This is a genomic window from Prevotella melaninogenica (genome assembly GCF_018127925.1).
GTDB lineage: Bacteria > Bacteroidota > Bacteroidia > Bacteroidales > Bacteroidaceae > Prevotella > Prevotella melaninogenica_C.
The window spans coordinates 1,393,126-1,408,851 of the sequence record NZ_CP072347.1 but is presented as its reverse complement, the minus strand read 5'-3'; the positions used below and the strand labels follow the sequence as shown (position 1 = coordinate 1,408,851).

General features: G+C 42.5%; 13 protein-coding genes. 10 read left to right on the top strand and 3 right to left on the bottom strand.

The genetic code is table 11. The features are described 5' to 3' along the window. The first annotated feature begins 10 nt into the window (after positions 1–10). The 5 genes from J4861_RS05355 to J4861_RS05335 all read left to right on the top strand — a co-directional run bounded on the left by J4861_RS05355 (position 11) and on the right by J4861_RS05335 (position 9,234). On the top strand, positions 11–1,465 hold the full coding sequence (locus tag J4861_RS05355) for a RagB/SusD family nutrient uptake outer membrane protein (protein ID WP_211816111.1): 1,455 nt from the start codon (positions 11–13) through the stop codon (positions 1,463–1,465). Between the two features lie 21 nt (positions 1,466–1,486). Further along, positions 1,487–2,203: a DUF4843 domain-containing protein gene (locus J4861_RS05350; protein WP_249110749.1), complete on the top strand. Its 717-nt coding sequence runs from the start codon at positions 1,487–1,489 to the stop codon at positions 2,201–2,203. Between the two features lie 146 nt (positions 2,204–2,349). Then, positions 2,350–3,786 carry a PKD-like domain-containing protein gene (locus tag J4861_RS05345; RefSeq protein ID WP_211816109.1) on the top strand — a complete coding sequence of 479 codons (1,437 nt, stop codon included), beginning with the start codon at positions 2,350–2,352 and terminating at the stop codon, positions 3,784–3,786. Positions 3,787–4,057: 271 nt separating this feature from the next. Then, a complete protein-coding gene (locus J4861_RS05340; RefSeq protein WP_211816108.1) occupies positions 4,058–6,601 on the top strand; it encodes a zinc-dependent metalloprotease in 2,544 nt (847 codons plus the stop codon). Positions 6,602–6,627: 26 nt separating this feature from the next. Next, on the top strand, positions 6,628–9,234 hold the full coding sequence (locus J4861_RS05335; RefSeq protein ID WP_211816657.1) for a zinc-dependent metalloprotease: 2,607 nt from the start codon (positions 6,628–6,630) through the stop codon (positions 9,232–9,234). Positions 9,235–9,761: 527 nt separating this feature from the next. On the opposite strand, the gene J4861_RS05330 is transcribed toward J4861_RS05335, so the two are convergent. The 3 genes from J4861_RS05330 to J4861_RS05320 are packed head-to-tail and all read right to left on the bottom strand — an operon-like array spanning position 9,762 to position 10,651. After that, a complete protein-coding gene (locus J4861_RS05330; protein ID WP_211813194.1) occupies positions 9,762–10,067 on the bottom strand; it encodes a hypothetical protein in 306 nt (101 codons plus the stop codon). A gap of 4 nt (positions 10,068–10,071) precedes the next feature. Beyond that, positions 10,072–10,425 (bottom strand): phage holin family protein, encoded by a 354-nt coding sequence (locus J4861_RS05325; RefSeq protein ID WP_013265805.1) that lies wholly within the window; start codon positions 10,423–10,425, stop codon positions 10,072–10,074. A gap of 10 nt (positions 10,426–10,435) precedes the next feature. After that, entirely contained in the window at positions 10,436–10,651 is a 216-nt protein-coding gene (locus J4861_RS05320; protein ID WP_004360299.1) for a YtxH domain-containing protein, read from the bottom strand. Between the two features lie 233 nt (positions 10,652–10,884). Here J4861_RS05320 and J4861_RS05315 point away from each other — a divergent pair, with 233 nt between their 5' ends. The 5 genes from J4861_RS05315 (at position 10,885) to thrS (ending at position 15,294) form a co-directional block, all read left to right on the top strand. After that, positions 10,885–11,379, top strand: coding sequence for an SPOR domain-containing protein (locus tag J4861_RS05315; RefSeq protein WP_211816107.1), 495 nt, complete (start codon positions 10,885–10,887; stop codon positions 11,377–11,379). Beyond that, positions 11,380–11,799, top strand: a complete 420-nt coding sequence (ruvX, locus tag J4861_RS05310) for a Holliday junction resolvase RuvX (protein WP_211816106.1) — start codon at positions 11,380–11,382, stop codon at positions 11,797–11,799. Between the two features lie 153 nt (positions 11,800–11,952). Then, positions 11,953–12,513, top strand: coding sequence for a peptide deformylase (def, locus tag J4861_RS05305; protein WP_211816105.1), 561 nt, complete (start codon positions 11,953–11,955; stop codon positions 12,511–12,513). A gap of 4 nt (positions 12,514–12,517) precedes the next feature. Further along, on the top strand, positions 12,518–13,132 hold the full coding sequence (locus J4861_RS05300; RefSeq protein ID WP_211816103.1) for a tetratricopeptide repeat protein: 615 nt from the start codon (positions 12,518–12,520) through the stop codon (positions 13,130–13,132). A gap of 212 nt (positions 13,133–13,344) precedes the next feature. Further along, positions 13,345–15,294, top strand: coding sequence for a threonine--tRNA ligase (gene thrS, locus J4861_RS05295; protein ID WP_004360294.1), 1,950 nt, complete (start codon positions 13,345–13,347; stop codon positions 15,292–15,294). Positions 15,295–15,726 lie beyond the last annotated feature (432 nt).

Here is a 15,726-nt window from a genome sequence, read left to right as displayed (position 1 = left end):
AAAAATGAATATGAAGAGAATATCATATTATACAAAACTATTGGTAGGTGCTGTCATGATGCTATCTGTAGTATCGTGTAACGACTTTATAAATGTTCAACCATCTGGGCAGGAGGATGAGGAACAACAGTTCTCATCTATCCGTGGTTTCCGTAATGCTATGTATGGTGTTTATGGCAGTATGGCAACATCAGACTTATATGGTGGCAACTTAGGCTTTGGTTTCGTAGACCAGTTAGGACAAATCTTTGGTTACGATAACTCATCAGAGACAAGCTACTTCGTAGGACAATACGATTATATGCGAAGTGATGTGCGTTCTATTGTTGATGCTATTTGGACAAAGCAATATCAAGTAATAGCATACGTCAATAATATAATTGATCAAACAGAAAATGCTAAGTTTGAGCATGCGGAGCTGTCTTTGATGCGTGGTGAGTGCTATGGCTTACGTGCCTTTATGCACTTCGACCTCGTTCGTCTTTTTGCTGAAGACTATGGTCAAAGCAATGCGTCAACACGTGGTATACCATACTCAACGTCTTTCGACCTCAATAATAAGAAGCTATTGACTTTGCATAAAACGTATGAGGCGATATTGTCGGATTTGGATAAAGCTGAAGAGCTCTTGAAGAACGATGATGTAGTAAACGTTGAGACAACTGCTTCCAGTGACTATCTGAAAGGACGTGCTGTGTTCTTTAATAAGTATGCTGTGGCTGCTACAAAGGCAAGAGTTTACTATGCTATGGGTGACGTGACGAATGCGGCTAAGTATGCTAAGCAGGTAATCGATGCAACCAATAACTTCTCATTGAAGAAGTATAGTTCATTGAGTGATGTAAAGCGTTTCCCTGCAGCAGGAGAGTTGATTTTCGGTTTGTATAACAATACGCTTTCAAGTACTATTTCTACGCTTTTCTTATCACAGACTGCACGCGGTACATTCACTGAAGGACGTAGAGATCTTGAGAATCTGTATGAGACATCAGCCTTCTCGGCGACAAGTACAGACTTGCGTTACACTGGCTATTACAGACAGAATACTACACCAGATGGTTTGAAGACCTATTCTTTTGTAAGATTCTTAGAGAGTGATGCACAGGTGAATAGCAATCCTTTACAGGGCTTGACACTAATCCGTTTGCCAGAGATGTATTATATCTTAAGTGAATGTACATACGATAGTAATAAGACAGAGGCTGTTAGATTACTCAATGAAGTAAGAAAAAGTCGTGGATTAGAGGATGTTGATAGCGCAAAGGTAGCAACACGCGAGGCTTTCAATAAGGAGATGTTGCGTGAGCGTATGCGTGAGATGCCTGGAGAAGGACAAACGTTCTATGCGTTAAAGCACTATAACAAAGCATTTACTGACTTTAGAGGTATTACCACACGTCAGCCATCTAATTCCATCTTCGTCTTGCCTTGGCCAGAAACGGAGAAAGAGTTCGGAGGACAGTAAGTTATTAAACACTTTATGAAAATGAAAAAAACAATAAGAAATATACTACTTGTTTGCGCTGGTGTAACCATGTTTGCAGCATGCAGCAACGTCGACTTTGATGGTGAACATAGTTCTGACGGCATGTTTGAACCAACAAATCAAGTTAGCTTCTATTATGCACAACCAGGTGATACCGTTGTGAATTACTCATTCGGAGTAAAGCCTGTTGATACACTTACACACGTGGTTTATCTCCCCGTGCAACTTGTAGGTAATCTTTCTGCTGAGGCGCAACCCTTCAGTGTAGAAGTAGGTAAGGGTACAACAGCTGTTGCAGGGAAGCATTACACACTTAATGCTGACACCTTGCGTTTCGCTCCTAATGCTTATCGTACCTATGTTCCTGTAACGTTGATACGTGCTAACTTGTCAGAAGATAAGGACGATTCAATACGATTGGTATTGAACTTAGTAGGGAAGGATAAGTTGGGAACAAGACTTACCAAGAACAATACGGTTAAAATAACCTTTAACAACGTACTCTCTAAGCCTGATTTCTGGGAAGTGATGGAGAGTTATTGGGGTTTAGGAGCCTTTACCAAAAACAAGTATCGTAAGTTACTTGCTTATTATGACAGTAATGAGGCTACTATCAGAGATATCATAGAAGGCTCTGATGTAACGGCACAAGGCTATCTTTATCAGCATGTGCAGGAGGTAATTGCTTACTTTGCAGCGCATCCAGATGAGTTGTAAAAGGTAGGATAAGTATTGTTACTTGTCTTAAGGTATAATCGAGTGTAGACAGAGTGTCGTTTCTATAAGGGACTTTAGCTTGCGAAAAACAATGATTATACCTTATGATAGAATGAATATTGGTAAACAGATAAATAAGAAATAAGATGATAAAGAAATATTTATATCTTCTCTTGGCACTCCCATTAGTGGCATTGTCATTTCAATCATGTATAAAAGATGAATCTTATGGTCCTTCTGGGAATTCGTCTAAGTTATCATTGGCACAGGACTTACAGGAGAAATACACCCTTAATAGATGGGATACATTGAAGATTTCGCCTAATGTCGTACAGACAAATGAGCAAAAGAAGGTTGACTATGAGTGGGAAGTAAATGGTAAGGTGGTATCGACCGATGCCTCTCTTAAATATGTTTGTAAGGACTTCGGCTCTTTCCCATGTCGATTAAAGGTAAGCAATGGAGACAATATTCAATATTATGAGTTTGGACTAAATGTACAATACTCTTATGTTGATGGTCTTTACATATTAGCAAGCAATAGCGGAAAGACAATCGTTTCTTATCTGCCAGAGGAAGGAAGTACAAAGACTTTTGACTTAGATGTTCTGCAAAAGAATAATCCAAGCATTGATTTCACAGGAGAACCTAAGGGAATTGATTATGCGTTAGCACGTGATAACAAGACTCCACTCTTGTTTGTTGCCGTGGGAAGTCCAAGTACTATCTATGAGTTCGACGGTAATCTGATGAATATGCGCTTCACTACTAATAGTACAGGTGATGTTACATATCTTAGAAAGAGTGCCTTGACATATCCTAAGTCAATGCTGACAATGGTAAATCATGTGCCAAACCGATTGACACTCTCAGAGACAACACCCTTCAACTTAGGTAATTCTATAAAGGATGCTTTAGGTTCTGACATATCTTTAGCTGATGCTGCAACAGCTTGGAAGCAACAAGATCTACGTTATGTACAAGGCTACGTAATGTTTGACAATGCTGAAGGACGATTGGTAGCACAAAAGGTACAGGCTACAGGTAAGGTACCTGTTGAGTTATTGAAAGGTAAGTTTACGGGTGAAACACTTGTTGGTATGGGACCTGTTGATAACGAGCGTAACATCGTACTGCTCACATGGAATGCTACTTCATCAAAGTTTAAGTGTTATTATATCTTCCCAGGCTTCTATCCTTCTACAGCTACAAAGGTTGAGGCTGCTGTTGTAAAAGATGAGGCTGTTGTACCAGCTACTGCGGGTTTGACTACACAATCAGTTGTACGCGTATCTGCAGAGAAGAACTTAGTTTACTATTCTGCTGGTAATAAGCTGTATGCTTACAATGTGTTGTCCGGTGGTAATTTCCCACAAAGCGCATTAACAAGCTTTGGAGATGCTGGTGAGACTATCGCTGATATGCTCATCTTAGAAGGAAGCAATAAGCTTTATGTAGCTACAAATGCAGCTTCAGGTCAGCTTGTGGGAAGCATTTACTGTTTTGATATGAACGAGAATAAATTGCTTTGGGCGAAAAAGAATATTACTGGACGTATCAAGAGCATTACATACAGACAATAATGAACGGGCGTGTGTCAAAATAGACATATCCTCTTTGTTGACAAGAAGGTTAACCCTTTTTGACGAAAAGGTCAACCTTTTTTGACGAAAAGGTCAACCTTTTTTGACGGAAGGGTCAACCCTTTTTGATGAAAGGGTCAACCCTTTTTGAAAAACAGTCGACTATTTTGATAAAAACTGTTGACCCTTTTGTAGACAGATTAAGTTTTAGGAATTTAAAAGAGAGGATGTGTCTATTTTGATACACTCTCATTCAAACCATAATTTCGACATGAAAACAAACAGTATAATGGCAACACTGCGCACAATAGGAATAGGCTTATTACTATTGTGCGTTAATGTTAGGGCTTTTGCCGATGATAAAAAAGGCGACGAAGACAAAAAAGCTAAGAAGGAAACAAAATACGATAAACTATTTAAGGACAAGAAGAAGGAAACTGCAAGTAGTAAGTTTATCACTGTACATAAGAGTGATGGGAAACTCTACTTGGAGGTTCCTGTCAAATACTTGCATAAAGAGATGTTGTTGGGTGGTGGTATCTCCTCAACAACAGACCCAACCTATCTGACCATTGGTACAAAGAGCTTCACTCCTTTGCATTTCTTCTTTGAAGTTCAAGACAGTAGCTTGGTTATGAAGACACCTAACAGTGTGGTTTATTCAGACGGTAGTGCAAGCACTGAGATGCAAGAAGCCTTGAAGATTAGCTATCGTGACCCAGTCTTGATGGGATTTAAGATTGCTGCTTACAACAATGATAGTTCGGCTATTGTGATAGATGCAACAGATCTCTTGGCACGTCCTAATACTATGTTACCTATTATTCCAAAGAAGTCGGGTGATTTAGCATTGTCAGCTTCGCCTAAGAGCGAAATGTCTTACGTTAGAACGATTAAGAGTTTCGATCGTAATATTACGATAAACGTTGATTTCAACTATCTACTCACAGCCTCACTCATGTCTTTACCAGTTGCCAGTGAGATTCCAACAACCGTAGGTGTTACCTATAGTTTAGCGTTATTACCAGATAGTAAGATGCGCCAGCGCGTAACAGATTCGCGTGTTGGTATTGCATCTGTATCTAAACTCACCTTCGATAATAACATAGCGAAAAGCAAGCAAACATTCATAGCACAACGTTGGAACCTCGTTCCACAGAATCTTAAGGCTTACGAACAAGGTAAGTTGTCAAAGCCTGTTAAGCCTATATGCTTTTATATTGATGATGCCTTCCCTGTTGAATGGAAGAATGCGATAAAGCAAGGAGTAGAACTTTGGAATAAGGCCTTCGAACAAGCGGGCTATCAAAAGGCTATTGAAGCCTTAGACTTCCCAAAGAATGACCGTAACTTCGATGCAGACGACATTGCCTATTCTTGTATTCGATATGTACCAAGTACAGCTGAAAAGGTTACATCTTCTTTCTTGGCGAACCCACAAACAGGAGAAATCATCAATGCGTCTGTGTTTGTTCCAGCCAATGTCGGTGATCAGATTTACCGTTGGTTATTCTTAGGTTCAGCAGCATCAGATGCCACAATGCGTACCTCTCATCTGCCACAAGACAAGTTCAATCAAGGATTGAAGTACATGGTAGCATGCGAAGTAGGGCGAAGCCTTGGTTTGCTTGATAATATAGGGGCTTCATATTCCTATCCTGTTGACTCTCTTCGTAATAGCACATTCACACATACCAACAATCTTGCTGCATCAATAATGGCTAATACACCTTTTAATTATGTTGCTCAGCCAAGTGATAAGGGTGTTGTTTATATGCCAGAGAGTGTTGGACAGTATGACAAGCATGCTATCGAATGGGCTTATCGTTATTTCGACCCATCAAAGACAAGTTTAAGTGCTGAGACCGATGTGCTTGAGAAGATGGTTGATAAGCGTGTACAGAATCCTCGTTATCGTTTCTTCCGAACTTCTTCATTGATTTGGGACCCACGTGTACAAGAAGGTGCATTAGGCAACGATGCGATTAAGGCAAGTGAATATGGATTGCGTAATATGCAAATCGTTGAGAACAACCTTTATAACTGGGTGAAAGACGATGATGATAGTCGCATCAAAGAGAAGTTATATCTGGCAATCTCTCAGCAGAGATATGCTTTCTTCAAACGTGTGTTGAGCAATGTTGGTGGTATCTTCTTAAACGATATGAAAGTGTCATCGGGTGTTCCTCGCTATGAGGTAGTACCTAAAACACGTCAGCGACAGGCGATGTTGTGGTGCTTAAATCAGGCAAAGCATTTTAAGCAATATGCTAACCCAAGTTTTGAGCGTAAGGGATTCATGGCTATAAGCTATTACGACCAGCTCTTAGAGTTTATTGGATATGATCTCTTTGGTGTTCGTACACGCTTGGCAGTAGCATCACACCTTTCATCACAGAGTTACAGTCAGAAAGAATATTTCGACGACCTTTTCTCTTCACTCTTCCAAAGTGCACAATTGTGTAAGGCTCCATCTCAGGAGGAGCGTGTGCTACAACGTGCTTATCTAACGTATTCACGTGCCGTTATCGACAAGGCTAACAAGCAGGGCGGTAATGGTCCAGCAGCACTTCAGTCTACATCGGCTAACGGCAATCAGACGAGTAGCACTGCCTATGGTAACCCTACTGCCTCACTCGCACCAACAGTTGATGCTGCTTTGTTAGACGGCTCAGCTATTTATTTCTACACTTCACTGTTGAAGCTAAAGCCAATGTTAGAGAAGTGTGTCAAAGCGAACCTCTCATCTGATGCGCACTCACATTATTCTATGTTGCTCTTTAAGGTGAACAAAGCTTTGGAGGATGGTCAATGAAATATTCATTAATATCTAATCAGTTAATGCGTCGCATACTTTTACTTCTGCTTCTCTTTTCTTTCGTCGCAACATCGGGAGCGGCTTTCCCGTTTTCAAAACGTAAGAAGAAGGCGCAGAGCACACAAACAGATAAGAAATCGGCTTACGAGCGTGCCCTTACCGAGCAACTGACGGAGTCGGTGCGTGGTAGCTTTGTTTCGTTTCATAAGACTGACGGACGTATATTGATGGAACTTCCGAAGCAGTCTTTGGGGCGCGACATGATTATTGGCGTAACCATTTCGTCAGTATCAAATCCCAAGATGGGCGACTTAGGCTTTAAGAATTCCAACTTAGTGCATGTGCGCTTCATAGAAAAAGATAGCTCTGTGGTGATGCAGGTGGTAAATACTGACTTGTTTGTACCAAAGAATCAGCCTTCAGCTAACCTTGCTGCAAGGCTGAACTATGATAATCTTGATTTTTTTTCATTCCCTATCAAGGCACATAACGACTCCACAGGAGCCGTGCTGTTCGATGCTTCGTCATTTATTCTAAAGGAGAATCGCTTCTTCCCAGTGATTGCTAAGAATGTAGGGTCGTACACAGTAAACTCATCTTTGAAAGAGAACCTTACAAGGGTGACGAAACTAAAAGTCTTCGATGAGAATGCCTGTGTCGGTATGGATAGGCATTACATCATTAGTCTCTCTGGTAAGAAGGGTTCGCCTATCACCAACTATCCCGTAACGATTGGCGTCAACTTTACGTTAGCTTTGTTGCCAAACGACTTGATGACACCTCGTTTGAGTGATACACGTGTGGGAATGTTTCTTATGAACAAGGATGTTCTTAAGAAGGACGGATCAATTGATAAAGCAACATTCGTTAAGCGTTGGCGACTTGTACCGAAGGATACGGCTGCCTACTTTGCTGGCGAACTCTGCGAACCAACAAGGCCAATCGTCTATTATGTAGAGAATACATTCCCTCCACTTTGGAAACGGGCTATCAAAGCTGGTGTTCTATGGTGGAATAAGGCTTTCGAACGTATCGGGTTTAAGAATGTTATGCAGGTGGCAGACTTCCCTACGAACGACTCTAATTTCGACCCTGACAACTTCAAGTATTCTTGTATCAGATACTTACCTACTGACGTTGAGAATGCTATGGGACCTTCGTGGACCGACCCTCGAACAGGAGAGGTTATCAATGCTACTGTTCTTGTTTATAATGATGTTGTAAACACTATCAACAACTGGCGATTTGTTCAGACGGCACAGATTGATCCTCGTGCACGTAGAGCGCAGATGCCTGACAGTATTATAGAGGAGACACTTGAGTATATTATTGCGCACGAGATTGGCCATACGCTTGGATTTATGCACAACATGGCTGCATCTGCAGCACTTCCAACCGACTCGCTGCGTTCTCCTGCCTTTACGCAAAAGTATGGCACAACGGCTTCCATCATGGATTATGCACGTTTTAATTATGTTGCGCAACCTACTGATTATGGTGTTAAACTTACTCCACCGCGCCTTGGTGTCTATGATTACTATGCTGTTGAGTGGGCTTACAAACTTTTCCCTGGTTCGAAGGGGTTTGAGGATGATGCTAAACAGCTGCGTTTATTGGCTGATAAGCATGAGGGCGATCCTTTCTATCGTTATGGCTTACAGCAAACGGGCACGAAGTATGACCCTTCTGCTATTGAGGAGGACCTCGGTGATGACCCTGTAAAGTCATCTACCTATGGTATGGACAATCTTCGAATGATTCTCAAGAACCTTGATCATTGGATTGGTGATGAGGATGGTGATAAGCGTAAGGCTGAGTTATATAATGAGGTGCTGTCTCAGGCTATGCATTATGTACGCAATGTTAGTGTTAATGTCCCTGGCATCTACCTCTATCAAACAAGCGAGAAGTCGGGCTTACCACGCTATAAGGTTGTGCCTAAGGCTAAGCAAAAAGAGTCTGTACAATGGCTTTTGAAGCAAGCACGTACGTTTGCAACTTTAGGTAACGATACTATAGAGCAGAAACTACCATTCGGAGCAAACAAGCCTTTTAAGATTTTAGCTCGTGATGTGCAGTCGCTTGCTATGATGGCAACGTCAAAACTTGCTATTTCTTATTATCTTGACTCTACCTCTTATTCGCCAATTGAGTATATGGAGGATGTTTATCAAGATGTCTTTGGCAAGACGATTGCTGGTAAAGAGAATCTTTCAGTGGCTGACCTCTCTATGCAACGACTCTATGTCGACTTATTGCAAGAGGGTGTCTCTGATATGAAGCAAGCACCTAATGTTCATAATCTTCAGATGCCTTTGACTTCTGTAAATAGTGTTATCACTAATATGTTACGGAGGAACGAGGCTGAAAAAGAGCATACGGAATGTTGTTATTTGGCAGACAGACAACGAAGTTCAGATGATGATACTCATTTCCTTAACTTCGGTAATGGCTATGGTGAGCCAGAACCTTTGTGGGGAACAACTGTCAATCGCACTTCAGAGTTCCAATTAGAGTATGCGCAGAAGTTGCTTTCTTTGTTGGAAACAACTATTCCACGTGTTTCTTCTCCTGATTTGAAAGCACATTATATGCTTCTTGAAAAGCGTTTGAAGAAGTATTTGAAATAATAGAATTCTTCAATTCGATAAACTTAAAGCTCTCTATAATTTTCATAATTATAGGGAGTTTTTTGTTGTACTACTAATAATTGAACTTGGAAAAATATTTACATAGGATTAAGGTTTGCGCAAGAAAAAGCCAAGAAAAGGGGCTTTTCTTCCGTCTTTGTAACTAAAAGATAATCAGGAGGTTGTAAAATGGCATGTGTAAAGGTGCTTAATAAGGCTCTTAAAGGGCGTTAGTAAGACTTCAAATAATGCCCTTTTGAAGTGCTATAAGGCATCTTTTCATATGCAAAAGAGCGTAGGTTTAAAGCGAAGATATGAAAAAACAGAACAAAAAAATATCTTCATTGTCTCTGTTTTTGTATGAACGAGACTTTTATTACCGCTCGTAAAAGTTGCAGAAAGCAAGTAATTTTAGAGGGTGAAAGACGTGCTTTCTCTCATTTTAATAATAGTGATAATGCTTATTAGTGATAGAAATAATGCTTATCAGCAGGAAGTTTCCACAACTTATTTAGCTGCCGCATAGCTTATTTCTTTTTCTTTTTGAATAAGCTGAACTTATTAAAGGGACCTGATGATTGCTTACCCCCAAACATACGATAGAGTTTCCACGTAAGGATAAGTCCATCCAATACGCCCGCACCAACATTGAATGCACCAGAGAAGCGCTGAGTAGGCGTGTTCTTGTCTTTCGGCTTATGCATAAGTTCATTCCACAACCCCGCAATCTTGTTGCTATCCTTGGTCAAGTCTGTACGCAGCTGTGCTTTGCGCAAGCGAATGTCGTTCAGCGACCTATAATTGGTTCCAAAGTGAGTGGTCTGTTCAGTCATAAGCTTATTTTGACATTAAGAGACTTCCCAAGAATCTTACCAATGGGCGTTCAATAAGACTGCGACGTAGTAAGATGAAGAAAAAGAGTAATAGCAAATAGCCACCACCAACAATCAGGAAAGCCCAAATAAGTGAACCCACCAATGTCTGCAATGCAAAGGCTGCAGCAAAGGAGAGATAAATTAGGGAAATTAATAAGATAGTGCAGAAAACAACCATGATTGTAATCACGGTCAGTAATCGCACGACCTTTTCTATTACATCGAGCTTCATGTACTCTGACTGAAGCCCGATATAATGCTTTAGCACCTCTACGAGTTGTGCTATTGTTTCTACGTTCTTGTCGTTTGAGAACATCCTTTACAATTTAGATAGCGTCTGAAGCTGCATCCTTGATATCCTCAACGAAATCCTCAGCTTCCTTGCGGCTGAGCTTGATATCATGCTTCTTGCAGAAATCGTCAACAGCATCAGAAATCTTTGAACGTGTGTCTGTACCCTTCTCTGGAGCCAAAAGAAGTCCGAGAGCTGCGCCTGTGATGCTACCACAGAGGAATGCGCAAACATAACCTAATGTCTTCATAATCTCTTATTTTTTATTGTTAATGAATAGTTCTTTCTTTATCAATGGCAAATATAGCTAAAGTTTCGCATATTAGCAATAGAATAGGAAGTATTTTTGTGTTAAAAATCTTACAAATAGTTTATTTAACAAACTTTATTGACGCTGCTTTCTTACTTCTGCTTCTTATTTTGTAACTTCGCACGATAATTACATAGTAAATTAATAGTATAATCAATAAAAACTAAGGGATTATGAAGAAATTTATGGTTTTGGGCGCAGCTATGTGTGTTGCAATGGCTTTCACTGGCTGTAAGTCAAGCGAGAGTGCATACAAGAAGGCTTACGAGAAGGCTAAGTCTCAGGAGCAGAATACTACTACGAATACTGATGACAACGCAACTCAGCAGGACGCTGTTGTAGCTCCAGTAGAGACTCAGCCAGTTACGCAGGCTCCAGTTGTTGATAATTACGACAATGAGCCAGTACGCCGCGAGACTGTTTCTGTTGTAAATGGTTCTGGTTTGAAGGCTTACAGCGTAGTTGTTGGTTCATTCAGTATTAAGTCTAACGCTGAGGGCTTGCAGCAGCGTTTGAAGAATGCTGGCTACGATGCTCAGGTTGCTTACAATGCTGGTAACAATATGTATCGCGTTGTTGCTTCTACTTACGACAGCAAGGCTTCAGCTGTTCAGAGCCGCAATCAGCTCCGTGCTACTTACGCTGATGCTTGGTTGCTCTCTCGATAAATGAGTAGAATTTTAGCGATAGATTACGGTAAAAAACGTACAGGATTAGCTGTCACCGACCCATTGTGCATCATCGCCAATGGGTTGGCGACTGTTCCTACGTCTGAACTTTTTGAGTTTTTGAACCAGTATATTGCAAAGGAAGCGGTCAGCCAGCTTGTCATTGGCAAACCTATACAGTCCAATGGTCAGCCGAGTGAGAACCTCGCTCGTGTGGAGCAATTTGTCAATCGTTGGCGCAAGGCACACCCAGAGTTGCCTATTGATTATTATGACGAGCGCTTTACGTCGGTTATCGCTCATCAAGCAATGATTGCGGGTGGGGTTAAGAAGAAGACCCGCCGTGAAGATAAGGGACTTGTTGACGAGATTTCGGCAACAATTATCCTACAAGATTATATGAGGTCCAAGGGGCTTTAATCCGTTTGAAGTTTATGTTTATTAAGATTCGAAACGTTTGGAAATCAGAATCGTAGAGCCTTGAGCCGTTTGATTATTAAGCTGATAGAGTTTTGCGCTATTTGATGATTAAACGTGTTGGACACCTATTAAGTTTAAAAGAAAGAAAAGAATATGGTATTACCCATTTACACATATGGTCAGCCAGTGTTGCGAAAGGTAGCCGAGGATATCCCCCTCGATTATCCTGACCTCCAAGAACTGATACAAAATATGTTTGAGACCAACACCGCCAGCGATGGTGTCGGTTTGGCAGCACCACAGATTGGTAAGTCTATCCGTGTCGTTGTTGTCGACTTGGATGTGCTCTCAGACACCTTCCCTGAGTATAAAGACTATCGTCATGCTTTCATCAATGGTCACATCCTTGAGTATGATGACTCTGAGACGGAGACCTTGGAAGAGGGATGTCTCTCTCTGCCAGGTGTTCACGAGAGTGTGACACGTGCAAAGCGTGTCTACGTAAAGTGGTATGACGAGAATCTCGTTGAGCATGAGGAGTGGATTGATGGCTATCTTGCTCGCGTTATCCAGCATGAGTTTGATCACCTCGAAGGTCGTGTCTTTACTGATCGTATCTCGCCATTCCGCAAGCAGATGATTACCAGCAAGCTCAAAGCCCTTCTGCAGGGAAAAGTTCGCTGCCACTATCGTGTGAAGGCTCCACGTAAGTAAGCCTATGTTGCGTGGTATCGTAGTATCCTTGCTTTGCCTATTGGCATTACCGTCAGCAGCCCAATACAACGTCAAGAAGATGATGGAGGAGGGGAGGCGGACGCTTGATCAGGGATACTACGTTACTTCCATGCAGATTTTCTCCCGTATCGTTGCCCTCAAACCAAATCTATACGAGGCTTGGTATTTGATGGCATTGTCAAAGTATCGCCTTGAAGACTATAAGGGTGCTGGTGATGATTGTCGCCGTGCTTTGACTTTACAGCCCTATATTGCTGATATCTACGAACTTTATGGTATGTCTAACATTCGTGTGGAGCGTTACGACAGTGCTATCGTTGCCTTTACCCACGCGCTTGACATAACCCCCGACAATCGTGACTATTGGTTTAATCGTGCCTATTGCCTTTATCAAGTGGGCGATAGCAAGGCTGCTCTTCAGCAACTTGATTATATCCTCAAGCGATGGAAATCATTCGATGCAGCCTCCCAGCTTCGTGCCGACATCGTAGCGGGTAGGAAGCCAAAGCAGCAGCCCATGAAACCTAATGCTTCGCATTTTTACAAGCTACCGAGTCTTCGCATTGAAAGTGATGACAAGCGTCCGTTGAAGCTTTGAACTTTGAGCTTTGAACTTTATGATTTGAGTTTAACCCTTAAGCTACATCGGTAATCATAATTATGACGTACTGATGAGAACTTCGTTCGAATAATTCTGAATTTTGAATTCTGAATTAAAGAAGTAATCATAATTATGAATTATGAATTCTGAATTCTGAATTAAAAGTATTACCTTTGCCACATATTTGATTTATAAAACTAATTTGTAGTATGGTTAAAATCACTTTCCCAGACGGTTCCGTTCGTGAATACGAGCAGGGCGTAACTGGTTTTCAAATCGCCGAGAGCATTTCGCCGGCTCTCGCCCGTGACGTTGTATCTTGCGGTGTAAATGGCGAAACAACAGAACTCAACCGTCCTATCAATGAGGACGCAAGCATCGCACTTTACAAGTTCGATGACGAAGAAGGTAAGCACACCTTCTGGCACACTTCTGCCCACCTCCTCGCTGAGGCTTTGCAGGAGCTTTACCCAGGCATTCAGTTCGGATTCGGACCAGCTGTTGAGAACGGCTTCTTCTATGACGTGATGCCTGCAGAGGGTCAGACAATCTCTGAGAACGACTTCCCAAAGATTGAAGAGAAGATGCGCGAACTTGCTAAGAAGAACGAGCCAGTCGTTCGTCGTAACGTCTCTAAGGCGGATGCTGTTAAGGAGTTTACTGCCGATGGACAGGAATACAAGGTGGAGCACATCGTAGAGGACCTCGAAGATGGCACTATCTCAACATATTCGCAGGGTAACTTCACCGACCTTTGCCGTGGCCCTCACCTCGTTTCAACAGGTGCTATCAAGGCTGTCAAGATAACCAGCGTTGCTGGAGCTTTCTGGCGTGGCGATGCTAAGCGCGAGCAGATGACACGTATCTACGGTATCACCTTCCCTAAGAAGAAGATGCTCGACGAATACCTCGAGATGCTCGAAGAGGCTAAGAAGCGCGACCACAGAAAGATTGGTAAGGAAATGGAACTCTTTATGTTCTCTGACCGCGTCGGAAAGGGTCTTCCTATCTGGTTGCCAAAGGGTACACAGCTGCGCCTGCGCCTGCAGGAGCTCTTGCGTCGTCTCCTCCGTCCTTACAACTATCAAGAGGTAATCACACCGGGTATCGGTGGTAAGAACCTCTACGTAACTTCTGGTCACTATGCTCACTATGGCAAGGATGCTTTCCAACCAATCCACACACCAGAGGAGGACGAAGAGTATATGCTTAAGCCAATGAACTGTCCTCACCACTGTGAGATTTACGCTTACAAGCCACGTTCTTACAAAGATCTTCCACTGCGTATCGCAGAGTTCGGAACCGTGTTCCGTTATGAGAAGAGTGGTGAGCTTCACGGACTTACACGTGTTCGTACCTTCACACAGGATGATGCACATATCTTCGTGCGTCCTGACCAGGTAAAGGCAGAGTTTGAGAACAATATCGATATCATCCTCAAGGTGTTCAAGACCTTTGGTTTCGATAACTACGAGGCGCAAATTTCCCTCCGCGACCCAGAGGACAAGGAGAAGTATATCGGCTCTGACGAGGTATGGGAAGAGAGCGAAGCAGCCATTAAGGAAGCATGCGCAGAAAAGGGTCTCAACGCTCGTGTAGAGCTTGGTGAGGCAGCGTTCTACGGTCCTAAGCTCGACTTCATGGTGAAGGATGCTATCGGTCGTCGTTGGCAGCTCGGTACAATCCAGGTTGACTATAACCTCCCTAACCGCTTCAAGCTCGAATATACAGCAGAGGACAACTCTAAGAAGACACCAGTGATGGTTCACCGTGCACCATTCGGTTCACTCGAGCGTTTCACTGCCGTTCTCATCGAGCACACAGCAGGTCACTTCCCACTCTGGTTGACACCTGATCAGGTTGCCATCCTCCCAATCTCTGAGAAGTATAACGACTATGCTCAGAAGGTGAAGGCTTACTTCGATGCTCACGACGTACGTTCAATCATGGACGACCGCAACGAGAAGATTGGTCGCAAGATTCGCGACAACGAGCTTAAGCGTGTTCCTTACATGGTTATCGTGGGCGAGAAGGAAGCAGCCGAAGGCCTCGTATCAATGCGTCAGCAGGGCGGTGGCGAACAGGCAACGATGACAATGGAAGCCTTCGCAGAGCGTATCAACAACGAGGTTGCTGAACAGCTGAAGGGGTTGGATTAAAAAAAAATAACAACTCGCAACAACCAGCCCCTCCCCCTTGCCCCTCCCCCATAGGGAGGGGAGTAAACACCGTGATACCCCTGTTGTTAGATAAGTGGTGGTATGCGAATAACATACTTGTTAGGGGGAAACAGAAGTTGGATAACATACTTGTTGGGGAAGAACAGAAGTTAGAAGCCTTATTGCTTTAGAGGCTAACATATTAATGACCCTCGTGGTCTTCCTTCTCTTCTAATCAAGGGAAGGAGAATCCCTTATGCGGCATCCCTTAGTGGGTGCCGCTTTTTATTTGTGAACTCTTTTCCCTTTGAACTTTATGATTTCAACTATTAACTTTGAACTTTATGATTAGCACTACGAATGGCACTAATAACACGAATCATTATTGCTAAGTAATTCGTGTCATTCGCGTAATTCGCAGTCTCCCCCTTT